This window comes from Streptomyces sp. NPDC052109, from assembly GCF_040680195.1.
Classification (GTDB): Bacteria; Actinomycetota; Actinomycetes; order Streptomycetales; family Streptomycetaceae; genus Streptomyces.
The window spans coordinates 462022-485813 of sequence record NZ_JBFAWF010000001.1; the positions used below are offsets into that span (position 1 = coordinate 462022).

The window sequence follows — 23792 nt, forward strand, 5'->3', positions numbered from 1 at the left end:
TTCTCAGGGGGCGAGCAGCAGGGTGTTCGCGCGGGACTTCGCGGCCTCGTGACGGCGGGCCACGTCCTGCCAGTTGACGACCTCCCACATGGCCTCGACGAAGTCGGCCTTCTGGTTGCGGTACTGCAGGTAGAAGGCGTGCTCCCAGGCGTCGAAGACAAGGATCGGGGTGGAGCCCTGGCCGACGTTGCCCTGGTGGTCGTAGACCTGCTCCACGATCAGCCGGCCACTGAGCGGCTCGTAGGCCAGCACGCCCCAGCCCGAGCCCTGCGTGGTGGCCGCGGCCTTGGACAGCTGGGTCCTGAAGGCGGCGAAGGAGCCGAAGGACTCCTCGATCGCGTCGGCCAGTTCGCCCACGCCGTCCTGGGCCAGCGGCTCGCCGCCGCCGTCCTTCGGACCGGTCATGTTCTGCCAGTAGATGCTGTGCAGGATGTGGCCGGAGAGGTGGAAGGCCAGGTTCTTCTCCAGGCCGTTGATCGAGCCCCACGCGTCGTTGTCCCGTGCCTCGGCGAGCTGCTCCAGCGTGTCGTTGGCGCCCTTCACATAGGCGGCGTGGTGCTTGTCGTGGTGCAACTCGATGATCTCCGGGCTGATCACGGGGGCCAGCGCGGAGTAGTCGTAGGGCAGGTCGGGCAGCGTGTAGACGGGCATGAGGGTCCCCTCCGGAAAGCTTATTGCAAGTTACTTGCAACTGCACGCTAGCAAGAAGAGCGTGCGGGCAACAGAAAGGCCCCCACGTGTCGCACGCGGGGGCCTTCTCGGTGTGCGAGGCTCAGCGCCGGGCGCGGGCCCGCTGCCGGAGGTAGCCGACGGCCGCGAGCAGCAGGGTCATGCCGCCGGTGGAGCAGAGCTGGACCCGGGTGTCCTGCTCACGGGCCATCAGGACGAAGATCGCGGCCATGCCGGCCAGCGCGACCCAGGTCAGCCACGGGAACGCCCACATGCGCACGACCAGCTTCTCCGGGGCCTCGCGCTCGATGCGGCGACGCAGCAGCAGCTGGGAGACCGCGATGAAGATCCAGACGACCAGGATGACCGCGCCGATCATGTTCAGCAGCCACTTGAAGGCGCCGTTGGGGCTCCAGTAGCTGAGCAGGACGCACACGAACCCGAGGACGCAGGAGACGAGGACCGCGATCCGCGGGACCCCGCCGGACAGCTTCGCCAGCACCTTCGGGCCCTGGCCGCGCTCGACCAGCGAGTAGGCGATGCGCGAGGAGCCGTAGATGTTGGCGTTCATCGCGGAGAGCAGGGCGACCAGGACGACCACGTTCATCAGCTGACCGGCGCCGGGGATGCCGAGGTGGTCGAGCGTGGCGACGTAGGGGCCCTTCTCGACGACTTCCTTGGAGTCCCACGGCACCAGGGTGACGACGACCGCCATGGAGCCGACGTAGAACAGGGCGATGCGCCACATCGCCGTGCGGACGGCGGAGGCCACGCCCTTGACCGGGTTCTCCGACTCGGCCGCGGCGATGGTGACCGTCTCCATGCCGCCGTAGGAGAAGACGGACGCGAGCAGGCCGATGATCAGGCCCTCGCTGCCGTGCGGGAGGAAGTGGGTGAGGTGTGCGGCGCCGGGGGAGTTGGTGCCGGGCAGCACGCCCGCGATGGCCAGGGCGCCCAGGATCAGGAACAGGCTGATCGCGCCGACCTTCAGCGCCGCGAACCAGAACTCGAACTCGCCGAAGTTCTTCACCGCGGCCAGGTTCGTGCCGCAGAAGACGACCATGAACAGCGCCACCCACATCCACTCGGGGGTGCCGGGCAGCCAGCCGGTGACGATGTGCGCGGCGCCGATGCCCTCCAGGCCGACCGCCGTGCACAGCAGCACCCAGAAGGACCAGCCGGCGGCGAAGCCCGCCCAGGGGCCGATCGCCCGCTCGGCGTGCGCCGAGAAGGAACCCGACGACGGGTACGCGGCGGACATCTCGCCGAGCATCCGCATCACCAGCATCACCAGCAGGCCGGAGAGCGTGTAGGCGATCACGATCGACGGGCCGGCGGCCGCGATGCCCGCGCCGGAGCCGACGAACAGGCCCGCGCCGATGACCCCGCCGAGGGCGATCATCGACAGGTGGCGCTGCTTGAGGCCGTGGGGGAGAGAGGTGCCGTCCTGTTGCTGCGGTGGCGTCTCGGTGGTCGTGCTGCTGGGCATGGGCGCGCTCTCCCGGGCAAGGGCAATGGGCGGGCAAAAACCCCGCCAGTCTGGGCGGCCCGTCCGCTCACGCGAAGGGGCCGCCCAGTATCCGGACACCCGGCGTACGCAGGGTGAAGCGGTGGTTACGCGGCCGCCTCGAGCACCGGGGTGTAGTGCGAGGCGTCACCCTCGATCGAGTAGCTCTCCTTGCCCTCGATGCCGACGGGCACGTCACCGGCGACGGTCACGCGGTGCAGCCGGCGCGGCTGACCGTCGTAGTTGTCGACGGCGTAGTGCTGGGTGATCCGGTTGTCGAAGAGCACCAGCTCGTTCTCGGCCCAGCGGTGGCGCAGGATGTTCTCCGGGCGGGTGACGTACGCCTGCAGCAGGTCGAGGATCTTGCGGGACTCGCCGGCGGACAGGCCGACGATCCGCTGGGCGAACCCGCCGATGAACAGCCCGCGCTCGCCGGTCAGCGGGTGCACACGTACCACCGGGTGGGCGGTGCGGTAGGTGATCGAGGTGAACTGGGCGCGCTGAGCGGCCTTCTCCTCGTCGATCTCCTCGTCCGGCACCGCGTAGTCGTAGTCGTTGGTGTGCTCCGCCCACAGCGTGTCGGCGAGACGGCGCAGCGGCTCGGGCAGATCGCGGTAGGCGGCGGCCGCGTCGGCGATGAGGGTCTCGCCGCCGTACGGCGGAACGGTGATCGAGCGCAGGGTGCTGGCCTGCGGCGGGTTGAGGACGAACGTGACGTCCGTGTGCCAGTGGTTGGCGCGGCCCCGCTCGCTGTCCACGGGCAGCACGTTCGGGGCGCCGTCGACCGCGCCGACCGTCGGGTGCGCGGTGGTGAGGTCGCCGAAGTGGCGGGCGAAGGCCTGCTGGCCGGCGTCGTCCAGGCCGGCCGCGTCGAAGACGAGCGCCTTGTGCACGTTCAGGGCCTCGCGGATCGCGGCGACCTCCTCCGGAGCGAGCGGCCGGGTGATGTCGACGCCGGAGACACGGGCGCCGATGCGGGCGGTGACCTTGGTGATCTCGAGGGACATGTGCGGGTCCTTTCAGACGAGGGCGGGAGCCGGGGGCAGGTACTGGTTGGCCGGACGAGGGAGGCCGTAGCGCTCCCGGAGGGTCTGGTGGGGGCCGTACTCCGTGCGGAACAGGCCGCGGGCGCGCAGCAGCGGTACGACCTGCTCGACGAAGGCGTCCAGGCCGGAGGGCAGCACGGCCGGCATGATGTTGAAGCCGTCGGCGGCTCCCTGTGTGAACCAGGTTGCGATCTGGTCGGCGACCTGCTCGGGCGTCCCGGCGAAGGTGAGGTGGCCGCGTCCGCCGCCGAGCCGGCCGATCAGCCGGCGCACGGTGAGCCGCTCGCGGCGGGCCAGCTCCACCACGAGCGTGTAGCGGCTCTTGGCGCCCTCGACGGCGGACTCGGGCGGCAGGCCGTCGGGCAGTCGCGCGTCCAGCTCCAGTGTCCCGGCCGGAAGCTGGAGCAGGTTCTCCAGCCGGGCCACCCCGTGGTCGTACACGATGTGGTCCTCCAGCAGCCGCTCGGCGGCCCGCGCCTCTGCCTCCGTGGAACCGAGCACGGGCACGATCCCGGGCAGCACCTTGATGTGCTCGGGGTTCCGGCCCGCCCGCTCCGTGCGCGACTTGAGGTCGGCGTAGAAGGCCTGCGCGTCGGCGAGGGTCTGCTGGGCGGTGAAGACCGCCTCCGCGTACCGGGCGGCGAAGGCCTTGCCGTCCTCGCTCGACCCCGCCTGCACGAGGAGCGGGTAACCCTGGGGGGTGCGGGGCACGTTGAGGGCGCCGGCGACGCTGAAGTACGTGCCCTGGTGCCGGGGCGGATGGATCTTGCTGTCGTCGCCCCAGACGCCGGCCGCCTTGTCGGCGACGATCGCGTCGTCCTCCCAGCTGTCCCACAGCTTCAGCGCCACGTCGAGGAACTCGGCCGCGCGGGCGTACCGCTCGGCGTGCGCGGGCTCGGCGTCGAGGCCGAAGTTCCGGGCGGCCTCGGCACCGGCGGTGGTGACGATGTTCCAGCCGGCCCGGCCGCCGCTGATGATGTCGAGGGAGGCGAACTTGCGGGCCAGGTTGTAGGGGGAGTTGTAGGAGGTGGAGGCGGTGGCGATCAGTCCGATGTGCTCGGTGGCCGTCGCCAGCGCGGTCAGCAGGGTGAGCGGTTCCAGGGCGCCTGCCGGGCGCTGGGCGAGGTTGCTCCACAGCTGGGGGCCGTCGGCGAGGAAGAGCGAGTCGAAGGTGCCGCGCTCGGCTGTCCGGGCGAGGTTGACGTAGTGGCCGAGGTTTACGTGCGCGTACGGGTCGCTCTCCGGGAGCCGCCACGACGCCTCGTGGTGGCCGGTGTTCATCAGGAACGCGTTCAGATGGAGACTTCTCTGTGTCACCGGTGGTCCTCCGTGACGCCCAGCGCGGCCAGCAGCCGCTCCCGGTACTCGCCGAGCACCGGCTCGCGGTAGGAGCGCGGGTGGGGGTGGTCGATGGTCAGGTCGAGGCCGATGCGCCCCTGGTCCAGGACGAGGACGCGGTCGGCGAGCACGATCGCCTCGTCCACGTCGTGGGTGACCAGCAGCACCGACGGCCGGTGGCGCTGCCACAGGTCTCGCAGCAGGCTGTGCATCCTGATCCGGGTCAGCGCGTCCAGCGCGCCGAACGGCTCGTCGGCCAGGAGGAGTTCGGGCTCACGGACCAGGGAGCGGGCGAGCGCGGCCCGCTGGGCCTCACCGCCGGACAGCTCGCCCGGCCAGGCCCGCTCGCGGCCCTTCAGACCGACCTCCGAGAGCGCCGCCCGGCCCCGCTCCTCGGCGTCCCTGCCGTCGGTGCCCAGCAGGACGTTGTCCAGCACCCTGCGCCAGGGCAGCAGCCGGGAGTCCTGGAAGACGACCGACACCCGCTCCGGCGCGGTGAGCCGGCCGCCGCCCGCGACTCCGTGGTCGAGCCCGGCGACGGCCCGCAGCAGGGTGCTCTTGCCCGAGCCGCTGTGCCCGAGCAGGGCCGTGAACTGGCCGGAGGGCAGGTCGAGATCGATGCCGTCGAGGACCGTACGCCCCCCGAAGGAGCGGGTCAGGCCCTGCAGCCGGACGGCGGGCCGGGTCAGCTGCTCAGTGTGCGGCGCCACGACAGCACCCTCCGTTCGACGAGACGGACCACGCTGTCGGAGATCAGGCCGAAGACGCCGTAGATCAGCAGGCCGACCAGGATGACGTCCGTCTGGCCGTAGTTCTGTGCCTGGAACATCATGTAGCCGAGGCCGGAGGTGGCGTTGATCTGCTCCAGCACCACCAGTCCCAGCCAGGAGCCGGTCACGCCGAGCCGGAGTCCCACGAAGAAGCCGGGCAGCGCGCCGGGGATGACGACCTGGCGGATGAAGCCGAACCGCGACAGGCCCTGCACCTCGGCGAGTTCGACGAAGCGGCTGTCGATGCCGGACAGCGCGGCGTGCGTGTTCAGGTAGATCGGGACGTAGACGACGATCGCGATGATGGCGACCTTGAAGGTCTCGCCGATGCCCAGCCAGAGGATGAACAGCGGGATCAGCCCGAGGGTCGGGATCGCCCGGTTGAGCTGCACGGTCCCGTCGATCAGCGCCTCCCCCGTGCGGCTGAGCCCCGAGACGAGCGCGAGCAGCACGCCCGCGGCCAGACCGATCGCGAAGCCGTAAGCGGCCCGCCTCAGGGAGGTCAGGATGTCGGTGGGCAGGGTGCCACCGGTCCACAGATGGCCTGCCGTCCGCACCACCGTCCAGGGCGCCGGTACGGCGCCGGTGTCGAGGGCCCCGGCGGCCGAGGCGACGGCCCACAGGGCGAGCAGGACGAGCGGGCCGATCAGCCGGGCGGCGGGCAGCCGGCGGCCGGGGGAGAGGCGGCGGCGCCGGCGGACCTGGGGCAGGTCCCCGGCCTCCGCCGCCGCGACGGCGGTCGGCGTCGTGGTCACGGCGGTCATTTGCGGTACTCCTCGGGTACGGCCCTGGCGGCGATCGCTTCGAAGCGGTGGTCGAAGAGCGAGGAGACGTCGAACTTCTTCACGAACCCGCCCTCGGCGAGCAGATCGGCCGTCTCCTGCTCCCACTTGATCGCCTCTTCCCAACTGGGCGGGAACAGCGGCTTGTTGGCGAGCTTGGTGATGCTCTGCGCCTGCTGGAGGGTCAGGTTCTGGGTCTTGACGTAGAACTCCTCGTTCCACACGTCCGGGTGCTCGTACGTCCACACCTGTCCCTGGGCCCACTGCGGGATGTAGGCGGCGACCGCGGCGGCCTTCGCGGGGTCGTCCAGCACGGACTGCGGGGCCCACAGCAGGTTCAGCAGGTCGACGACGTCGGTGGAGATGGTGCGGGCGCCCTTCGCGGCGTACTGCTTCAGATAGGCGGGCGCCTGGCTGATGGCGAGCGGTGCCACGTCGACCTGCCCGGACTGCAGGGCGGTGAAGAACTGGTTGCTGGTCAGCGGGACCAGCTTCACCTCGTCGTACGCGAGGCCCGCCTTCTTGAGCGCCCGCAGCAGGACGACGCCCTGGGCCTGGCCCTGCGAGAAGGCGAGCCGCTTGCCCTTGAAGTCGTCGACGGTGTGGACGTCGCTGCCTGGCTTGGTGGCGAAGAGGTAGTTGGGCTTGCGGGTGAGGTCGATCGCCACGATCTTGGCCGCGTATCCCTGGTAGTGGGCCTGGATCGGAGGAATGCCCGCGTTGTTGGCGAGGTCGAGGGACTTGGCGCGGAAGGCGTTGATGACATCCGGGCCGGCCCCGATGTTCAGCCAGTTCGACACGGCGAACGGCAGCGTGGGCAGCTTCGCCAGCCTGAACTGGAGCTGCTGCTGACCCAGATAGGAGGCGATCTTCAGGCTGGTGCCGGCCGGGACCTTGTCGGCGAGCGGCCTGGTGGCGGCTCCCTTGGTGTCGGCGGAGGCGTCGCCCTTGGCGCATCCGCTGAGGCCCACGGCGGCGGACGCGCCCAGCACGGAGGTGAGAAAGGTACGACGGTGCATGGGAGTACTCCCCGAAGGAAAGGAGGGGAAAGGCAGGAAGAATTCCGGTACGGAAGGCCAGACGGAGAAAGACTCACGCAGCGGGAAACACGCGCTTCATGCGCGGCAATGTGTCAGCAACAGAAGGTGCGACAGCTGGTGAGGACGTCCATGACCAGGATGTTCCTGGCCGCGAACGCCCCCTGTCAACATTCAGAGTTTCTGAATTAAATAGCCTCAGGTGACGCGCCCAGCGGGTCCCTGAACACCACGTCAAGGGCCACGCAGCCGCCCGCCATCGCCAGCACGGAATCCGGGAAACTGGTCGGCAGCACGGCCGCCGCACGCCGAATTCCGACTGCTTCCCGCAGCGCGGCGAGGCAGTCCTCGAAGTGGATGACCCCCACCTCGGTCACCACGACCGTCTCCGGATTGAGCACGTCCAGCAGCAGCCCGGCCGCCCGCCCCGTCATCCCCGCCCGTTCCACCAGCAGCCGCCGGGCCACCGCGTCACCGGCCGCCGCGGCGGCCACCACGTGCATCGGATCGGGCGAGCCGATCACACCGGCCGCGCGAGCCCGTCGGCGCAACGTCCGCTCGCCGAGCTCCGCCTGCAGACAGCCGCTGCGGCCGCACGGGCAGGGTTCGGTGCCGCCCGGCACCGGCAGATGCGCGATCGCGCCGGCCGCCGAACGCGGCCCGTGGTGCACCTCGTCGTTGGTGGCGAAAGCCGCGTCGACCACATTGCCCACGAACAGATGCAGCACGCTCCGGCTGCCCCGGGCCCGCCCGAACAGCCGCTCCCCGTGCACCAACGCCCGAGCGTGCCCGTCCACATGGACCGGCAGACCGGTGCGGGCGCGGAGCAGCTCCCGCGCCGGCACCTCGCGCCAGCCCAGCAGCTCGTGCTCGACCACGGTGCCCGTCTCCCGGTCCACCCAGCCGCCGACCGCCACCCCGACCCCCAGCGGCCGTCGGCCCGGCACCCCGGCGAGCAGTGCGCACAGCCCCTCGGCGGCCCGCGCCAGCACCCAGCCGGGATCGGTCCGTTCGTGCTTCAGCTCACGCCGTGCCAGCACCCGGCCGCGCAGGTCCAGCAGCGCGACCGTCGTGTACGGCACGGCCACATGCACCCCGCCGACCAGGAACCCGGTGTCGTCCAGATCGACGGGAACGTGCGGCCGACCGACCCCGTTCGAGCGGCGGGGCGCCGCAGACTCCCGGATCAGGCCGAGACCGGTGAGCCGGGCACAGTGCTCGGTCACCGACGCGGGGGACAGCCCCGTCAGCCGGGCGATGGTGCTGCGCGCCACCGGCCCGTGCTCCAGCACGGACCGCAGCACGACACTGGCGCTGGTGCGCAGCCGGTCGCTTTCGGCGGCCCGCGGAACGGGCGAGACAAGGGGGGACACCGCGGTACGGGGCATGGGAACCGTCCTCGGGAAACGGGGCCGACACGTCTCGGAGGCTCGTCGGGACTCGGCAGAGGAGACTCGAAAAGGCGAGGCGTGCCGCGAAGCCCGCCCCTACCCCGGGCGGCGACAGGTGGCCGTGCCCTGGCGTCGCAGGTCGACATAGCGACGCGAGGTGAAGTACCGGGCCTGGGCAACCATGCGGTCGAAGCTAGCAAAGCGCCCCGGCGCTGCCCAGACGGTGACCGACGGGCGAGACGGGACCTCGCGGGCTTTGGTGGGACCCCACAGTCGCGGTACGGGGCGGGGGAGTGAGCTGCGCATCGCCGCCTCAGTGATCGGCATCACGCCCGACCGCGTGTAAGCAGCACCCTTTGTCCGAAGGTCACGAAGGCGCTGTTCGACCCTTTGTCGGGCGCCGACGGTGATCGGCGCGCACCCGCTGGGATAGCGTCACGGAGTCCCGACGTGCCCACATCACCCCGCGGAGTCCCCATGAGCACCGCCACCGCCATCGCCCGCCCCGGCGCCGTACTCGCCGACCTGCTCCCCGCGTCCCGCGTCCGCGACGCGGCCCTCGTCGGCGGCGGCGCCGTGCTCACCGGCCTCGCGGCCCAGGTGGCGGTCCCGGTGCCCGGCTCCCCGGTGCCGGTGACCGGCCAGACCTTCGCGGCGCTGCTCGTCGGCACCGCGCTCGGCGCCCGCCGCGGCTTCCTCTCGCTCGCCCTGTACGCGCTCGCCGGAGTCGTGGGCGTGCCGTGGTTCGCGGACGGCGCCTCCGGTGCCGGCATGGTCTCCTTCGGCTATGTCATCGGCATGCTGCTCGCCTCCGCCGCCGTGGGCGCCCTGGCCCGGCGCGGCGCCGACCGCTCCCCGCTGCGCATGGCGGGCACGATGCTCCTCGGCGAGGCGATCATCTACGCCGTGGGCGTGCCCTACCTGGCCCTCGCCGCCGACCTGTCCCTCTCCAAGGCGGTCGCGCTCGGCCTCACCCCGTTCCTGATCGGCGACGCCGTCAAGGCGGCCCTGGCGATGGGCGCGCTGCCCACCGCCTGGAAGTTCGCGAACAAGCGCTGAGGCTCATGCGCTGACGCCGTAGTTCCTGCGGAAGAGGTTCGCCGGGTCGTAGGTCTCCTTGACCCGGGCGAGCCTCTTGCGCGTTTCGGGGTCGTAGAGCCCCGCGCCCCGGTCGCCCGCACCGAAGGCGAAGTTGAGGGACCGGCGGACGGTGCCCTCCGTCAGCCGCGCGAACACCGGATCGAGCACGGCCCGCGCCCGCTCCCGGTCCCCGGCGGTCAGCAGGCGCGCCAGGAACCGCCCGTCGCGGTACGGCACCGCGTTCGGCGCCGGCCGGGCGAGCGCGCCGCCCAGGTGGTTGATCTGCACCACGCACATCAGGTCCGCCTCCGGCCCGGTCGCCCGCAGCAGTTCTCCGGCCCGCTCGACGTCGAGGTCCCGCAGCACCGCGCTGTCGCCGTAGTAGGCGTGCGGGAAGTCCGGGTCGCTGTGGATGGTGTGGCTCTCGGCGTACGGCATCTCGCGCAGCGAGTCGGACAGCGGCGGGCCGATCTCGCGCAGCGGGGCGGTGATCCGCTCACCGTCGGCACCGGTGTGGGCCACGCGGACGGAGACCACGTACCTGCCGCGCAGCTGCGGGGGCAGCGCGGGCAGGTCCGGGTACGGAACGGCGGCGAAGGACGAGGTCAGCCCGTCCGGCACCGTCCGCGTCCAGTCCTCGTACGCCCGCAGCACGGCCGCCGGGTCCACCATGCGTCCGTCGAAGGCGAGCGAGCCCCCGTACAGGGTCCGCACCGGTACCAGCCCGATCTCCAGCTCCGTGACGATCCCGAGGTTCTGCCCGGCGCCGAGCAGAGCCCAGTACAGCTCGGGGTCGGAGTCCAAGGTCACCCGGCGCAGCTCCCCGTCGGCGGTGACGAGCTCCAGCCGGCGCACATGGTCGGCCGCGTAGCCGAACTCCCGGGCCAGGAGGCCCAGTCCGCCGCCCAGGGTGTACGACACCGCGCCCACGCTCGGCGCCGACCCGTTCAACGGCGCCAGCCCGTACGGCTCGGCCGCCGCGACCACCTGCCCCCAACGCACCCCGGCCTGCACCCGGACGGTCCGTGCCTCGGGGTCGACCGTGACGCCGTCCATCCGCCGGGTGCCGATGAGCATCCCGCCCTCGTAGCCGCCGGGCAGCCCGTGCCCGGTGGCCTGCACCCCGACCGGCAGGCCCGCGGCCGCCGCGTACCGGACGGCGGCCACCACGTCGGCCGCCGAACGGGCGGGCACGACCACGGCGGGCCGCTGGGCGAAACCGAGCTGGAATCCGGCGAGTTCGCCGTCGTAACCGGTGTCGCCGGGGCGCAGGAGGGTCAGGTCGAGGTGGTCGTCCACATAGGTCATGGCATGCAGCATGGCCGCATAACCTGACAACTGCCGTCAGGTTATGCGGCCGTGTTCGGCCGGAGGGCGGATCAGCCGACGGACACCTTGTCGGCCGGGGCCTCGACCGCGGTGGCCGGGCGGTTCGCCGTGAGCTTCTGCTTGACCACGGCGATCACCACGACGACGGCCGCCACGCCCAACGACAGCAGCACGGTCGTACGTCCGCTGCTCTCGCCCTTGGTGTCGGTCAGCATGTAACCGAGGACACCGACGATGAAGGCCGCCGTGATCCAGGTCAGGTACGGGTAGAGCCACATCTTCACGACGAGCTTCTCCGGCGCCTCCCGCTGGATGATCTTCCGCATCCGCAGCTGCGAGAAGCAGATGACCAGCCACACGAACAGGGCCACCGCGCCGGAGGAGTTGACCAGGAAGAGGAAGACCGTCTTCGGGTAGGCGTAGTCGAAGAAGACCGCCACGAAGCCGAAGACGACCGAGGCCAGGATCGCCGTCATCGGCACACCCCGGGAGGTGGTGCGGGCGAACGCCTTCGGTGCGTCGCCGCGCTGGCCCAGCGAGAACGCCATCCGGGAGGCCGTGTACAGACCGGAGTTGAGACAGGACAGCACCGAGGTCAGCACGATGATGTTCATGATGTCGCCGGCGTGCGCGATGCCGAGCGAGTTCAGGGCGGCGACGTAGGAGCCGTCCTTCTTGATGGACGGGTCGTTCCACGGCAGCAGCGAGACCACGACCAGGATCGAGCCCAGGTAGAAGACGCCGATACGCCAGATGATGCTGTTGGTGGACTTGGTGACCGCCCGCTGCGGGTCCTCGGACTCGCCGGCCGCGAGGGTCGCGATCTCGCTGCCCATGAAGGAGAAGACGACCAGCAGCACACCGGTGAGGATGGCGCCGGGACCGTGCGGCAGGAAGCCGCCGTGGTTCGTCAGGTTGCCGAAGGACGCCTTGTCGGTGTGCACCCCCGGAAGCACGCCGAACATGGCCAGCAGACCGACGACGATGAACGCGCCGATCGCCACGACCTTGATGCCGGCGAACCAGAACTCGAACTCGCCGTAGGAGCCGACGGAGACCAGGTTGGTCGCGGTCAGCACGCTCATCACGATGAGTGCCCAGCCCCACTGCGGCACGGCGGGGACCCAGCCGTGCAGGATCCCGGCGCCGGCGGTGGCCTCGACGGCCAGCACGACGACCCAGAAGAACCAGTAGAGCCAGCCGATGGAGAACCCGGCCCAGCGGCCGAGGGCACGGTCGGCGTGCGCGGAGAAGGAGCCGGAGGTGGGGTTGGCGGCGGACATCTCGCCGAGCATGCGCATCACGAGGACGACGAGTGTGCCGACGAGCGCGTACGACAAGAGGATGCCTGGTCCCGCGGTAGCGATACCGGAGCTGGAACCGACGAAGAGGCCGGCTCCGATGACGCCACCGATCGCGATCATCGACAGATGGCGGTTCTTGAGTCCTGCTTGGAGTCCCGAACCAGGGGTCATGGACGGATTTCCTTTACGCCAGGCGGAGCATTACGTACGAGCGGTGTACGAGTCGGTCCAGTGAATCCGAGGCGAACGAATTCGGGAACCTCTGAATCCGTATCGTTACTTGAGGTTCCCTTGAGGTTCTATGGTCTGACTCACATTTCCCTGAGCCTGGCAAGGTTTTCCCCGGGGCACCCGAGAGCTGTTCCCCGGGGCCGGGTGAGGCGCCGCCACCCGAGGCTGCTGCCCCGGATGAGGCGTGTCACACTCGTGGCATGCGCGTGTATCTCGGCTCCGACCATGCTGGCTACGAACTCAAGAACCACCTCGTGGAATGGCTCAAGGCGGCGGGTCATGAGCCCGTCGACTGCGGGCCACACCTGTACGACGCCCAGGACGACTACCCGCCCTTCTGTCTGCGTGCCGCGGAGAAGACGGCCGCGGACCCCGACGCCCTCGGCATCGTGATCGGCGGCTCCGGCAACGGGGAGCAGATCGCCGCGAACAAGGTGAAGGGCGTGCGTGCGGCGCTGGCCTGGAGCGAGGAGACGGCGACGCTGGGGCGGCAGCACAACAACGCCAACGTGGTCGCGGTGGGCGCGCGCATGCACAGCACGGAGGAGGCGACGAAATTCGTCGAGGTCTTCCTCAACACGCCGTTCTCCGGTGACGAGCGTCACATCCGCCGGATCGACATGCTGTCGGCCTACGAAACGACGGGCGACCTCCCCCCGATCCCGGCCCACCACCCCCAGCAGTAGGCTCCGCCCCCTGCCCCGGCCCCCGCTGACACGCGGTGGGCTGGAGGGCCGGGCGGTGTGGTTCGGACGGCTGGAGTGCCGGGTCGTGCGGCGCGGTCGGCTGGAAGGCTGGGTGGCCCGGCCACTCAGCCGCCTTGACCGCCGCCGGCCCATCCCAGTCGTTGACCTCTCGGCCGAGCGCGTCGGCGCACCCGGCTCGTCCGTCTCTCGGCGGACCGGCTCTGTACATTCCGCTCGTCCGCTTCCCGACCGACCGCCGGCACCCCGTCCCAGATGCTCACCTCCCGATCGACCGGTACGAGGGGGGAGCGGGAAAGCGGCTGAGGGCCGGCCGCCCGAAGCAGTCGGCCGGGATGGTGGGCGAAATGATCCCGAAAGGACACCCCGCCTTGCCGGAAGGGCATACCATCCATCGGCTGGCCCACGACTACGCCGAGCGGTTCCTGGGGTCCGCCCCGCGCGTCACCAGCCCCCAGGGCAAGTTCTCCGACGCCGCCGCCCTGCTCGACAGAGCCCCGCTGACGGCCACCGAAGCCCACGGCAAGCACCTCTTCCTCCGCTTCCGGGACACCGACTGGGTCCACATCCACCTCGGCCTCTTCGGCAAGGTCGGTTTCGGCGACGCCCCCGCGCCCCCGCCCACCGACACCGTCCGCCTCCGCCTCGCGAACGACACCGCGTACGTCGACCTCCGCGGCCCCACCACCTGCGCGCTGATCACCGACACCGAGAAGCAGGCCGTACACGACCGCCTCGGCCCCGACCCGCTCCGCGACGACGCCGCCCCGGACGCCGCGTACCGCAGGATCTCCCGCAGCCGTACGACGATCGCCGCCCTCCTCATGGACCAGAAGATCGTCGCCGGCGTCGGCAACGTCTACCGGGCCGAGGTGCTGTTCCGGCACGGGATCGACCCGTACCGCGCGGGCAAGGACATCACCCGCGCCGAGTGGGACGCCCTGTGGGCCGACCTCGTCGCGTTGATGCACGAGGGGGTTCGGGCGAACCGCATCGACACCGTCCGGATCGAGCACACACCGGAGGCCATGGGCCGGCCGCCCCGCGTGGACGACCACGGCGGCGAGGTGTACGTCTACCGCCGCGCCACCCTGCCCTGCCACATCTGCGGCACCGAGGTCCGCACCGCCGACCTCGCCGCCCGCAACCTCTTCTGGTGCCCCACCTGCCAGCAGCGGTGACCCGGCACCGGGCCCCGTCGTCGAACTCCCGCCCGCCCCGCGACGCCGTGCAGGCACTCTCGTCGCATCCGGTACGAGGGCCGGGGCGACGGGAGTTTGACGACAGGGTCTAGAAGCCGTGCGGCAGCCAGGGTGCCACCGGTGAGCCGAACGCCACCGACGCCTCCGCCAGCGCCCCCGGCCGCAGCTCCCGTACCCGCCCGGCCGCCGCGAGCGACAGCAGCGTCACCCCGCCGAGATAGGCCGCGCCCAACTCCCGTACGGAAAGGGCGAGATCGGCGGCATCGGCGGTACGCTCGCAGGAGGCACCCTTCGGGTCACCCGTGAGCCGCCAACGCCCGGCGTTCCACGGGCAGAAGGCGTCCTCCACCTCCAGCACCACGTCCACCGGCACCTGATACGTGCGGGCCGACAGGGCCGTACCCACGTCGACGAGACGGACGTACGCGTCGTCCCGCAGTCGCGGCCGGCAGCGGCGGATGTCCGAGACCAGGTACCGCCAGGCGTCGTCGACCGGCCGCGACCCCACCGACAGCGTCGTCATCAGGTCGATCCCGAACAGGAACCGCCACAGCGCCGCCTCGGTGACGGGATCGAGCGCGGCCAGGTCCCTCAGTTGCACCGTGCCGTCGTGCCCGCTCTCGCCCCAGCCGATCTTGGTGCTGAACCGGACGTACCCCGTGACCTGGCCGTCCCGTTCCGCGACCGCGCACTGCAGTGCCGACGCCCCGCCCCGCTCGCTCTCGGGGTCGAGGAGTCCGGCCCGCTCCCAGCCGGGCTGCCGGGCCAGCATCCCGGGCCGCCGCGGCACCAGCGCGGCGTAGACCGCCTCGCAGGCGTCGAGGGCGTCGGCGGGTGCCGCGTACCGCACCCGCACGTCCTCGACGCCGGGCGGCAGGGCCAGCGTCACCCGGCTCGTGTCGATCTCGGCGGCCGTCCGGAAGGTCGCCGCGGCGTACCCGAACCGGCCGTAGATCGCCGGCTCGGACGCGGTCAGCACCGCCACCGGCTCGCCGAGCGCCCGTACGTCGTCCAGTTGCCGGCGCATCATCGAGGTCAGCACGCCGCGCCGCCGATGGGTGGCCGCCACCCCCACCATGGTCACGCCCGCCGCGGGGACCGCGGTACCGCCCGGCACGGTCATCCGGAAGCTGAACGCGCCCGCCGTACCGACGATCTCCTCCCCGTCCCACGCGGCCAGGGAACGCTCGAACTCGGTGACGGACCTGTCCAGTTCGCGCTCCTCGGGCGGCGCCGACGAGGCACCGAAGGCGCGGTACAGGACGTCGTACCACCGGTCCCAGTCGGACTCGCGCAGCACCTTCAGCTCGGTTCCCCGGTCAGTCCCCATGAGCCATGCCTACCAGGGCGTTGGGGGACGAGCCAGCGAATTTCTCCCGGACGGCGGCGCGCCGGCCTCGCGTGCCGTTCACTGTGAGGACGAACCGCGAAGTGGAGTCTCGCACGGGGGACAAGTGGGACCTCCCGTGCCAAGCAGCCGGTCAGATGGATAGGGTCCCGAACTAATGGCAGCAGGACGAGAGCGGCGCGCGAAGGCCGAGACGTTCACGGCCCGGTGGAGGATGCAGTGGCACCGGGCCCGCATCGGCCTGCGCAGAAGCGCCGTGGACTACTTCCGCGGCGACGGCTCCGACTGGATCGCGTTCGCCGGACTGCTGCTGACCGTGCCTCTCCTGGCGGGCCTGACACTCATCGACTCGGTGTGGTGTTCCCCGGCCACCCTGGTGCTGCCGATCGTCGCCGGCGGCCTGTTGCTGCGCCCGGCGAGCCTGCTCGGCCTGTACGCGACCGCGGCCACCGCGCTCATCGTGGAGTCGGTGCGGCTCGGCCCGTACACCGAGGGACCCTCGCGGGTCACGCCGGGCGTGGTCCTGGTCGTGGCGGCGTGCGGTTTCTTCGGTCTGCTCACGGCCCAGTTCCGCAGCCGGGTCGGCGTGCCCTGGCGGCGCGGCGGCACCATGCTGTTCGACCTGCGCGAGCGGATCCGGGTGCAGAGCAAGCTGCCGAAGCTGCCCCAGGGCTGGCACCACGAGATGGCGCTGCGGCCGGCCGGCGGTCAGTCCTTCTCGGGTGACTTCGTCGTCGCGTCCCGCACGAACGGCGGGCGGACGCTGGAGGTCGTGCTCACGGACGTGTCCGGCAAGGGCATGGACGCGGCTTCGCGCGCCCTGCTGCTGTCGGGGGCTTTCGGAGGCCTGCTGGGCTCCCTCCCCCCGCACGCCTTCCTCCCGGCGGCGAACGGCTATCTCCTGCGCCAGGACTGGGACGAGGGCTTCGCGACCTCCATCCACCTCGTCCTGGACCTCGACTCCGGCGACTACGAGCTGTACTCCGCCGGCCATCCACCGGGCCTGCAACTGAGCGCGGGCAGCGGACGCTGGGAGGAGAAGGCCGCCGAGGGGCCGCTGCTCGGCGTGTACGACGGCGCCCAGTTCGACCCGGTGAAGGGCTCGCTGCGCCCCGGCGACGTGTTGATGCTGTTCACGGACGGTCTGGTGGAGACCTCCGACCGCGACATCGTGGAAGGCATCGACCGCCTCACCGGCGAGGCCGACCGCTATGTGGCCGGCGGCTTCCACGGTGCCGCCTGGCACCTCATCGAGGCGGTCGCGAAGGACGTCAACGACGACCGGGCCCTGCTCCTGATCTGCCGCCAGGCCTCATCGGCCCGTCTGTCCTAGCGTGCCGGCGCGGCCCGGCCCGGGGTGGTGTCCGTCGTGCCGGCGTCGGTGGTCCGCTTGGCCGCGCTCAGCGGGGCCAGTACCCGCCAGCCCAGCGCCTCGTACAGCGCCCGGCCCTCCTCGGTGGCGCCCAGCACGGCCGCCCTCACCCCCTGGCGGGCGCCGGCCTCGGCCAGCGTGCCCAGCACCACGCGCCCGAGTCCACGCCGCTGGTGGGCCGCGGCGGTCTCCACCTGGTCGACGGCGGCCGTCGTACCGGTGACGGCGATCTGCCCGCGTGCCGCGAAGGCACCGTCGGCGGCACGCACCACCACCCGGGTGACCCCACCCCGGCTCCAGCTGCTCAGCCGGTAACCGTCGGGAAGGCCGGGCGTGGCCTCCACGTCGGCCAAGGAGGCGGCCATGAAGGCGGCGTGGCCGTCGAGCAGGCCCCAGCCCGGCGGCAGCCACGTCTCCAGGGTCCGCGCCTGCACGAAGACCTTCAGTGCGACACCGGCGGCGCTGTGCTCGGCCAGTTTCCGAACGGTCGCCTCGTCCGCGGCGGTCAGAACGTGCCGGGCCACTTCCTCGGCCAGCCCGACCTGGACCGTGTAGCCCCAGGGCTCACGCGTCGGTTCGGCCGCACCGCGTGAGACGACCCAGCCGTCGACCCATGCGCGTACAGCCTCGGCGGTGCTCTCGAAAGGCACGACCCCTCCCCGGCAGGTAACAGGTGATGGCGGATACTGCTTATTACAGCATGGAGCCGGTGCCGGGCACGAGACACTGGGGCGATGACACAGCTCACGCTCGCCGAGGTCGAGGCCCTCGCCCGTGCCGCCCACGAAGGCCAGACGGACAAGGCGGGACGGCCGTACGCCGGCCATCTCGCCGCCGTCGCCGCCGGGGTGCGCGCCCGGGGCGGGGACGCGGAGCAGATCGCGGCGGCCTGGCTGCACGACTCCGTCGAGGACGACGCGCTGACCCGGGAGTGGCTCGCACAATCGGCGCTGACCGCGCGGACGAAGGCCATCGTGGACGCCCTGACCAAGCGGCCGGGGGAGGAGCCGGAGGCGTACGCCCGGCGGATCCTCGCCACGGACGGCGCACGGCTGGTGAAAGAGGCCGACCTGGCGCACAACGCCGACCCGGAGCGCCTGGCGGTCCTCGACGAGCCGACCCGGAAACGACTGACCGAGAAGTACGCCCGGATGCGCGCACTTCTCGGCCTCGGTCAGGGATGAGCTAGGCGCCGGCCCTCTCGCGCGCCTTCTTCTGCCGCTCACGGGCGAGTTCGGCCGCGTCCTGCTTGAACGCCCACTCCATCCTCGGCTCCATCGCGAACCGGAAGACGCGCTGCACGGGCTTGGTGCACAACACGGTGACGGCGGCGCCGAAGAGGACGGTCACCAGGATCTCGCCGAGCGGGCGGTGCAGCCAGGGGTGGTCGAACCAGCCGCGGTAGTCGGCGAACTTCACCAGGAAGCCGTGCAGCAGGTAGCCGTACAGGGTGCCCGCGCCGAGGGCCGTGAACCACGTCCTGCGGCCCGGCACCCAGGAGAAGAAGCAGGCTGTCAGCAGCAGCGAGCAACCCATCATCGCGAGCGTCATCACCGGGCCGCACCACCAGGGCGCGCCCAGCTCCTGCGCGGAGTCACGGTGGTAGAACCACGCGGTGTTCATGCGCGGCACCGCCCACCAGCCGACGGCCAGCGCGGCGGCGAACACCGGCACCGCGGCGATCCGCACCGAGCGACGGCGGACCAGCTGGAAGTGCTCGGGCTTCATGCACAGGCCGAGCACGAAGTACGGCAGGAACTGCAGGACGCGCTGCAGATCGAGGTCGTCACCGATGTTCGGGGTGGCGGAGGCGAGCATGGCGATGGCCAGGGCGACCGCGAACGGTGAGCGCACCAGCTTCCAGATCGGCGTCGTCAGCCGCCAGACGAACAGGGCGACCAGGAACCAGGTCAGATACCAGGGGTCGAGGAGGCTGATCTCCTCGTGCGAGCCCGTGATCAGGTTCTTGAAGGTCGGGTAGGCGGTCTCGAAGAGGACGTACGGCACCACGACGCCGGTGATCAGCCGCTTCAGCCGGTCCGGGCGCATGTCGAAGCCGCGCGAGAAGAAGCCGGAGATGATGATGAAGGCCGGCATGTGGAAGCAGTACACGACCGTGTACACGCCCTCCAGGATCCGGCTGTCGCCCTTCAGCGGTTCCCACGAGTGCCCCATCGCGACGAGCACGATGGCCAGGTACTTGGCGTTGTCGAAGAACGCGTCGCGCTGCTTGCCGCCACGCTGTCGGCTGTCGCGCTGTTCGTCGGGTCTGTCCGCCTTCGCCGGCCCCTTCTGCGCGCTCATCGGGGTACGTGGACCGGGCACTCCGTCCGCCGGCGACTGTGCCGGGGGGAGCGGCCTGCGGTTCTGGCCGGGGGACGAGGCGGCGTCAAACATCTCAGGCACCCTAGCGTCGTCTGCGGGATTTCGTAAAACTCCCGCAGTCATTCCTGGTTATCGCCTTCGGGTACCCGCTCTTTTGCCGAACTCGGCATCTCTGCCTACGTGATGGTGCGCACACGGGGTCGACGGATCACCCGCGATGTCCCGATTCATCCCTACGAAATGGGGCATACGACGCCTCTGTGTCATCAATTCGAATTAGCTGCGCACGGGATGTGTGGAGGCGGAAACGAAGTCGCGCAATTCCCAGGGAAGTCATGTGCGGAAGGCTCGGTCGAATTGCCGGGCGGCCGGTGGCCCGCGGCGGCCGGTGTCCGACGTTGTGTCACGGGCCGCATGAGCGGGCCGGGTTGGTGGCACGATGGTTCTGGCGGGGGTGCGCGGGCCGTACCTCCGGGCCGGCAGAGCGGACCGACCGAGGGTGTGATCAGTTGTGGCCATTTCACTGTCTGTGGTGCTGCTGTTGGCGATCATCCTGGTAGTGCTGCTGAGAGGGGGGAACATCAAGGCAGGTCCCGCGATCGTCGCGGTCCTCTTCGGTTTCTTCCTCGCCTCGACCGGCATGGCTCCGTCCATCGACCGCTTCCTGAACTCGATAGCGGACTCCATCAGCTCCATCAAGTTCTGATCTGGTGCGGGCGCCGGCCGACCGAACGCGCTGAACAACTGAAGCAGCGGGGGCGTACGGGGATGGCGCTGCGCCAGGGCGGCGCGGTCGGGTGAGGGCGCGGTGACCTCGCCTGCTCCGCCTGCGGCCGCCGGCACGCGGTCGAGCCCCGCCCACGGCCGGCACGCCGCCGACGCCGGGCCTCGCCCCCGGTCCGGTCACGCGGCCGGCAAGGTGCGTGGGTGGCGGCGCGGGAGCGTCCCGAGACCTTGGGCGCCCACGCCCCGCATACCCGGCGGGCACCTGGCCGCCCTCGTCCGCCCCACTGCCTCCGGACCGGTGCGCGAACTCACCGTCGACCTCACCGGGGGCGGCCCGCTCCCCGCTCACCGGTGTTCCCTGTCGGGCACTCCTCGACCGGACACGCAGAGGGCGCATGCGGCTCCAGGGCGCGTTCAGGGCCTGCCGGGCACCCGGTCCGGCCGCGGGGCGGCGCCTCTCACGCGGTCGCCGAGAGTGCCACCGGGCGGCCCGCGGCGGCCGACGGAGTCGCCCCAGGGGGCGCGCTGCTCCCTCCTCCACCAACCGGCCGGAGGCGAAGCGATCAGGGCCGGGCGGAGCAATGATCCTCTGACCTGGGTGACCTGCGCGTTCCTGGTCCGTCCGCTGGTGTTTCCGGGGGTTCCCGACGGGCGCCGCCAGACCGGGCACGCCGAGGGTACGTGCGGCTCTGTGCCGTGTGCACGGCCGTCCGGCACCCTGGCCCGCTCCCGGCCCTTGGCCGGCTCTCGTACGGCCGTGCCGGAGTGGCCCCCCCAGCGGCCCGGTTCGGGCCCGTTGGGTAGCCTCACGTGTCGTCTTCACGGGACCGCCGGGTCGGGGAGGTAGTGCATGGCACCAGTGATCTCCAGCCGTGGACCGTCGCGGTCGGCGAACCCGGCCCAGCGGCTGGTGTTCTCCGTCCTGTTCGCGCTGACCGGGGCCGGGCTGATCGCCTTCGGGCTCGACCAGGCAGGCCACGCCGTCGGCCTGCTCGGCCGGCCCGGCACGCTCACAGTCGCATCCTGCGCACGGGCCGGTCAGCCGAAGCCCGAGATCCGGTGTACCGGCACCTTCCGGTCGGACGACGGCCGCTCCACGGACCCGGCGGCACGCTTCACCGCGAACCAGTCCTTGGCCTCGGGGCAGACAGCCCGCCTGGACCGGGTCGACGCTGACTCCTACGTTCGGATCAGCCCGGCCCGCACCACGGGGTACGCGGCGTTGACGCTGTTCGGCGTGGCGCTGTTCGTCTTTGCGGGGGCCGGATTCGCCTCCCGGGCGAGCTCCACCGGCCGACCCGAACCCCGCGCCGGCCTCGTCGGCCGCGTAGGGATCCGACTCGGTCAGGCAGGGATCGTCCTGCTGCCGGGTGCGGCGCTCTGCGCCGTCATCGCGTTCCTGAGCACACTGCTGGGCGGCTGACCGGGTCGTCCCAGGGGGGTGTGCCGCTCTCTCCTCGGCCGCAGCACGTCCTGCGCAACCGCTCCGCAGGGGCGCGCGGGGAACCCGGAGGGCCGAGCGGTCCCCGAAAACGGCTGAAGGCCCAGGTGAGAGGGTAAATTTACCCTCTCACCTGGGCCTGAGCCATTCTGGAGCGGGCGACGGGAATCGAACCCGCGTAGCTAGTTTGGAAGACTAGGGCTCTACCATTGAGCTACGCCCGCGAGAGTGCGCCGCAGGTCGGTGACCGCGGCACTGGAGGCATCGTAGCGGGTCGCCCGCCGCCGAGGCCAACGAGTTGGTTCCCGAGACTCTCGTGCCCCGCGGCGGAGCCCCCGCGCATGCCGCCTCGGAGAATGCGGCCGACGTGACCGGCTGGGCCATGTACCCTACGTGTCGCACCAGACGGGGTGTGGCGCAGCTTGGTAGCGCGTCCGCTTTGGGAGCGGAAGGCCGTGGGTTCAAATCCCGCCACCCCGACCACCTGCCCACGACGTCGTGATGATCGCCTTTTGGGGCGCTGACCCGCTGCGGTTACTATGCAAGCTGCGCGCCCGTGTGACCCGGCCCTCACGGCCTACGTACTCCTCCGGGCGGCGAATCCGCCGGACCTGTCTGGCTCCGGCAGAAACCAAGAAGTCAGCCACAAGGAGACCGAACCGTGAAGAGCGCCGTGGAGACCCTGAACCCGACCCGGGTTCGGCTCACTGTCGAGGTGCCCTTCGAGGAGCTCAAGGACAGCCTCGACGCGGCGTACAAGAAGATCAACCAGCAGGTCACGGTGAAGGGCTTCCGCAAGGGCAAGATCCCGGCCCGCGTCATCGACCAGCGGTTCGGCCGCGGTGCGGTGCTGGAGGAGGCCGTCAACGACGCGCTTCCGAAGTTCTACACCGACGCGGTCAACGAGGCCGAGCTGAGCCCGCTGGGCCAGCCCGAGGTCGACATCACCGAGCTGAAGGACGGCGAGACGCTGAACTTCACCGCCGAGGTCGACGTCCGCCCGGCCCTGGAGATCCCCGACTACTCGGGCATCGAGGTCGAGGTCGACGCCGTCGAGGTGACCGACGAGGACGTCGAGAAGTCGGTCGAGCAGCTGCGCGAGCGCTTCGCCTCCACGTCCCCGGTCGAGCGCGCCGCCGAGGACGGCGACGTCGTCACCATCGACCTGCAGGCCAAGGTCGACGGCGAGGTCCTCGAGGACGGCATCGCCAACGGTGTCTCCTACACCATCGGCTCCGGCGAGCTGCTCGACGGCATCGACGACGCTGTGAAGGGCCTGGAGGCCGGTGGCGAGGCCACCTTCGCCTCCGAGCTGAAGGGCGGCTCCGCCGCGGGCAAGGAGGCCGAGGTCACCGTCAAGGTCACCCAGGTCGCCGCCCGTGAACTGCCCGAGCTGGACGACGAGTTCGCGCAGCTCGCCTCCGAGTTCGACACCCTGGAGGAGCTGAAGGCCGACAGCCGCAAGCGCCTCGCGAACATGAAGCAGTTCGACCAGGCCACCCAGGCGCAGGAGCGCGTCCTGGAGAAGCTGCTCGACCTGGTCGAGGTCCCGGTCCCCGAGAAGCTGCTCGAGGACGAGATCAACACCCGCAAGCACAACCTGGAGCACCACCAGCTCGGCCAGATGGGCCTCACCCTCGACAAGTACCTGGAGCTCCAGGGCAAGACCGCCGAGGAGTTCGAGACCGAGACCCGCGAGGCCGCGGTCAAGGGCATCAAGACCCAGTTCGTCCTGGACGAGCTGGTCAAGAAGGAGCAGCTGAACGTCAACCAGGAGGAGCTCACCGAGCACCTCATGCGGCGCGCCGCCTCCTCCGGCATGTCCCCCGACCAGTTCGCCCAGGCCGTCGTCGAGGGTGGCCAGGTGCCGCTCCTGGTCGGCGAGGTCGCCCGCGGCAAGGCTCTGGCCGTCGTGGTCGAGGCCGCCACGGTGAAGGACACCAACGGCGAGATCGTCGACCTGGACGACGAGGACGAGACCGAGGCCGCCGAGGCGTCGGAGACCTCCGAGGAGACCACCGAGGGCTGAGCCGCCCCGCAGCGCCTCCGAAGCGCGTGCACAGGCCCCCGGGAGTGTCTCCCGGGGGCCTGTGCCGTACACGGGGGAGCGGCGGACCTGAAGGGGCGCGGGGACCGCGCGACCGGCCACAGCGCGCCCGCGGCCCGACGACCGCTCTCTCTCCCCCCCCG

At 71.1% G+C, this 23792-nt stretch carries 21 protein-coding genes and 2 tRNA genes; 9 read left to right on the top strand and 14 right to left on the bottom strand.

Features of this window, described 5'->3' with window-relative positions; genetic code table 11:
- Positions 1–3: 3 nt before the first annotated feature.
- The 8 genes from AB0L59_RS02105 to AB0L59_RS02140 all read right to left on the bottom strand — a co-directional run bounded on the left by AB0L59_RS02105 (position 4) and on the right by AB0L59_RS02140 (position 8537).
- Complete coding sequence (locus AB0L59_RS02105) at positions 4–651, bottom strand: superoxide dismutase (protein WP_365578230.1); 648 nt, start codon at positions 649–651, stop codon at positions 4–6.
- 121 nt (positions 652–772) lie between these two features.
- A complete protein-coding gene (locus tag AB0L59_RS02110) occupies positions 773–2158 on the bottom strand; it encodes an amino acid permease (RefSeq protein WP_365578232.1) in 1386 nt (461 codons plus the stop codon).
- Positions 2159–2283: 125 nt separating this feature from the next.
- Complete coding sequence (locus AB0L59_RS02115) at positions 2284–3183, bottom strand: TauD/TfdA family dioxygenase (protein WP_365578234.1); 900 nt, start codon at positions 3181–3183, stop codon at positions 2284–2286.
- A 12-nt stretch (positions 3184–3195) separates the two neighbouring features.
- Positions 3196–4539 (bottom strand): LLM class flavin-dependent oxidoreductase, encoded by a 1344-nt coding sequence (locus AB0L59_RS02120; protein ID WP_365578236.1) that lies wholly within the window; start codon positions 4537–4539, stop codon positions 3196–3198.
- Positions 4536–5270 (bottom strand): ABC transporter ATP-binding protein, encoded by a 735-nt coding sequence (locus tag AB0L59_RS02125; protein WP_365578238.1) that lies wholly within the window; start codon positions 5268–5270, stop codon positions 4536–4538. The genes AB0L59_RS02120 and AB0L59_RS02125 overlap by 4 nt, the downstream gene beginning before the upstream one ends.
- On the bottom strand, positions 5246–6094 hold the full coding sequence (locus tag AB0L59_RS02130) for an ABC transporter permease (RefSeq protein WP_365578240.1): 849 nt from the start codon (positions 6092–6094) through the stop codon (positions 5246–5248). The genes AB0L59_RS02125 and AB0L59_RS02130 overlap by 25 nt, the downstream gene beginning before the upstream one ends.
- The gene (locus AB0L59_RS02135; protein ID WP_365578242.1) at positions 6091–7131 is read right to left on the bottom strand and encodes an ABC transporter substrate-binding protein; all 1041 of its coding nucleotides are present in this window, start codon (positions 7129–7131) and stop codon (positions 6091–6093) included. Before AB0L59_RS02135 ends, AB0L59_RS02130 begins: the two co-directional genes overlap by 4 nt.
- 206 nt (positions 7132–7337) lie before the next feature.
- Complete coding sequence (locus AB0L59_RS02140) at positions 7338–8537, bottom strand: ROK family transcriptional regulator (RefSeq protein WP_365578244.1); 1200 nt, start codon at positions 8535–8537, stop codon at positions 7338–7340.
- 480 nt (positions 8538–9017) lie between these two features.
- On the opposite strand from AB0L59_RS02140, the gene AB0L59_RS02145 reads away from it, so the two are divergent.
- Entirely contained in the window at positions 9018–9599 is a 582-nt protein-coding gene (locus AB0L59_RS02145; RefSeq protein ID WP_365578246.1) for a biotin transporter BioY, read from the top strand.
- Positions 9600–9602: 3 nt separating this feature from the next.
- On the opposite strand, the gene AB0L59_RS02150 is transcribed toward AB0L59_RS02145, so the two are convergent.
- Complete coding sequence (locus AB0L59_RS02150) at positions 9603–10928, bottom strand: FAD-binding oxidoreductase (RefSeq protein ID WP_365578248.1); 1326 nt, start codon at positions 10926–10928, stop codon at positions 9603–9605.
- Positions 10929–10999: 71 nt separating this feature from the next.
- Positions 11000–12424 carry an amino acid permease gene (locus AB0L59_RS02155; RefSeq protein ID WP_365578250.1) on the bottom strand — a complete coding sequence of 475 codons (1425 nt, stop codon included), beginning with the start codon at positions 12422–12424 and terminating at the stop codon, positions 11000–11002.
- Positions 12425–12684: 260 nt separating this feature from the next.
- Here AB0L59_RS02155 and AB0L59_RS02160 point away from each other — a divergent pair, with 260 nt between their 5' ends.
- Positions 12685–13170 carry a ribose-5-phosphate isomerase gene (locus AB0L59_RS02160; protein WP_365578252.1) on the top strand — a complete coding sequence of 162 codons (486 nt, stop codon included), beginning with the start codon at positions 12685–12687 and terminating at the stop codon, positions 13168–13170.
- Between the two features lie 389 nt (positions 13171–13559).
- Positions 13560–14369: a DNA-formamidopyrimidine glycosylase family protein gene (locus AB0L59_RS02165; protein ID WP_365578254.1), complete on the top strand. Its 810-nt coding sequence runs from the start codon at positions 13560–13562 to the stop codon at positions 14367–14369.
- Between the two features lie 109 nt (positions 14370–14478).
- Here AB0L59_RS02165 and AB0L59_RS02170 read toward each other — a convergent pair whose 3' ends face one another.
- A complete protein-coding gene (locus AB0L59_RS02170; protein ID WP_365578256.1) occupies positions 14479–15720 on the bottom strand; it encodes a GNAT family N-acetyltransferase in 1242 nt (413 codons plus the stop codon).
- Between the two features lie 175 nt (positions 15721–15895).
- On the opposite strand from AB0L59_RS02170, the gene AB0L59_RS02175 reads away from it, so the two are divergent.
- Complete coding sequence (locus AB0L59_RS02175) at positions 15896–17071, top strand: PP2C family protein-serine/threonine phosphatase (protein ID WP_365578258.1); 1176 nt, start codon at positions 15896–15898, stop codon at positions 17069–17071.
- Here AB0L59_RS02175 and AB0L59_RS02180 read toward each other — a convergent pair.
- Positions 17068–17760, bottom strand: a complete 693-nt coding sequence (locus AB0L59_RS02180) for a GNAT family N-acetyltransferase (protein WP_365578260.1) — start codon at positions 17758–17760, stop codon at positions 17068–17070. The two genes, AB0L59_RS02175 and AB0L59_RS02180, sit on opposite strands and share 4 nt — an antisense overlap.
- An 84-nt stretch (positions 17761–17844) precedes the next feature.
- Here AB0L59_RS02180 and AB0L59_RS02185 point away from each other — a divergent pair, with 84 nt between their 5' ends.
- Positions 17845–18294: an HD domain-containing protein gene (locus tag AB0L59_RS02185; protein WP_365578262.1), complete on the top strand. Its 450-nt coding sequence runs from the start codon at positions 17845–17847 to the stop codon at positions 18292–18294.
- A 1-nt stretch (position 18295) separates the two neighbouring features.
- Here AB0L59_RS02185 and AB0L59_RS02190 read toward each other — a convergent pair whose 3' ends face one another.
- Complete coding sequence (locus tag AB0L59_RS02190) at positions 18296–19414, bottom strand: acyltransferase family protein (RefSeq protein WP_365578264.1); 1119 nt, start codon at positions 19412–19414, stop codon at positions 18296–18298.
- Between the two features lie 532 nt (positions 19415–19946).
- Here AB0L59_RS02190 and AB0L59_RS02195 point away from each other — a divergent pair.
- Positions 19947–20141: a hypothetical protein gene (locus AB0L59_RS02195; protein ID WP_055703542.1), complete on the top strand. Its 195-nt coding sequence runs from the start codon at positions 19947–19949 to the stop codon at positions 20139–20141.
- An 870-nt stretch (positions 20142–21011) separates the two neighbouring features.
- A complete protein-coding gene (locus AB0L59_RS02200) occupies positions 21012–21584 on the top strand; it encodes a hypothetical protein (RefSeq protein ID WP_365578267.1) in 573 nt (190 codons plus the stop codon).
- A 168-nt stretch (positions 21585–21752) separates the two neighbouring features.
- On the opposite strand, the gene AB0L59_RS02205 is transcribed toward AB0L59_RS02200, so the two are convergent.
- Positions 21753–21826: transfer RNA gene (locus AB0L59_RS02205), tRNA-Gly, on the bottom strand.
- Between the two features lie 182 nt (positions 21827–22008).
- On the opposite strand from AB0L59_RS02205, the gene AB0L59_RS02210 reads away from it, so the two are divergent.
- Both AB0L59_RS02210 and tig read left to right on the top strand, forming a co-directional pair.
- Positions 22009–22085, top strand: a tRNA-Pro gene (locus tag AB0L59_RS02210).
- Between the two features lie 178 nt (positions 22086–22263).
- A complete protein-coding gene (gene tig / locus AB0L59_RS02215; protein ID WP_365578269.1) occupies positions 22264–23631 on the top strand; it encodes a trigger factor in 1368 nt (455 codons plus the stop codon).
- Positions 23632–23792: the final 161 nt, after the last annotated feature.

What these genes read in the sequence shown, in the direction of transcription:
- AB0L59_RS02105 (WP_365578230.1), bottom strand. Translation starts at nt 651, where the DNA reads ATGCCCGTCTACACGCTGCCCGACCTGCCCTACGACTACTCCGCGCTG.
- AB0L59_RS02110 (WP_365578232.1), bottom strand. Translation starts at nt 2,158, where the DNA reads ATGCCCAGCAGCACGACCACCGAGACGCCACCGCAGCAACAGGACGGC.
- AB0L59_RS02115 (WP_365578234.1), bottom strand. Translation starts at nt 3,183, where the DNA reads ATGTCCCTCGAGATCACCAAGGTCACCGCCCGCATCGGCGCCCGTGTC.
- AB0L59_RS02130 (WP_365578240.1), bottom strand. Translation starts at nt 6,094, where the DNA reads ATGACCGCCGTGACCACGACGCCGACCGCCGTCGCGGCGGCGGAGGCC.
- AB0L59_RS02135 (WP_365578242.1), bottom strand. Translation starts at nt 7,131, where the DNA reads ATGCACCGTCGTACCTTTCTCACCTCCGTGCTGGGCGCGTCCGCCGCC.
- AB0L59_RS02140 (WP_365578244.1), bottom strand. Translation starts at nt 8,537, where the DNA reads ATGCCCCGTACCGCGGTGTCCCCCCTTGTCTCGCCCGTTCCGCGGGCC.
- AB0L59_RS02145 (WP_365578246.1), top strand. Translation starts at nt 9,018, where the DNA reads ATGAGCACCGCCACCGCCATCGCCCGCCCCGGCGCCGTACTCGCCGAC.
- AB0L59_RS02150 (WP_365578248.1), bottom strand. Translation starts at nt 10,928, where the DNA reads ATGACCTATGTGGACGACCACCTCGACCTGACCCTCCTGCGCCCCGGC.
- AB0L59_RS02155 (WP_365578250.1), bottom strand. Translation starts at nt 12,424, where the DNA reads ATGACCCCTGGTTCGGGACTCCAAGCAGGACTCAAGAACCGCCATCTG.
- AB0L59_RS02160 (WP_365578252.1), top strand. Translation starts at nt 12,685, where the DNA reads ATGCGCGTGTATCTCGGCTCCGACCATGCTGGCTACGAACTCAAGAAC.
- AB0L59_RS02170 (WP_365578256.1), bottom strand. Translation starts at nt 15,720, where the DNA reads ATGGGGACTGACCGGGGAACCGAGCTGAAGGTGCTGCGCGAGTCCGAC.
- AB0L59_RS02175 (WP_365578258.1), top strand. Translation starts at nt 15,896, where the DNA reads ATGGCAGCAGGACGAGAGCGGCGCGCGAAGGCCGAGACGTTCACGGCC.
- AB0L59_RS02185 (WP_365578262.1), top strand. Translation starts at nt 17,845, where the DNA reads ATGACACAGCTCACGCTCGCCGAGGTCGAGGCCCTCGCCCGTGCCGCC.
- AB0L59_RS02190 (WP_365578264.1), bottom strand. Translation starts at nt 19,414, where the DNA reads ATGAGCGCGCAGAAGGGGCCGGCGAAGGCGGACAGACCCGACGAACAG.
- AB0L59_RS02200 (WP_365578267.1), top strand. Translation starts at nt 21,012, where the DNA reads ATGGCACCAGTGATCTCCAGCCGTGGACCGTCGCGGTCGGCGAACCCG.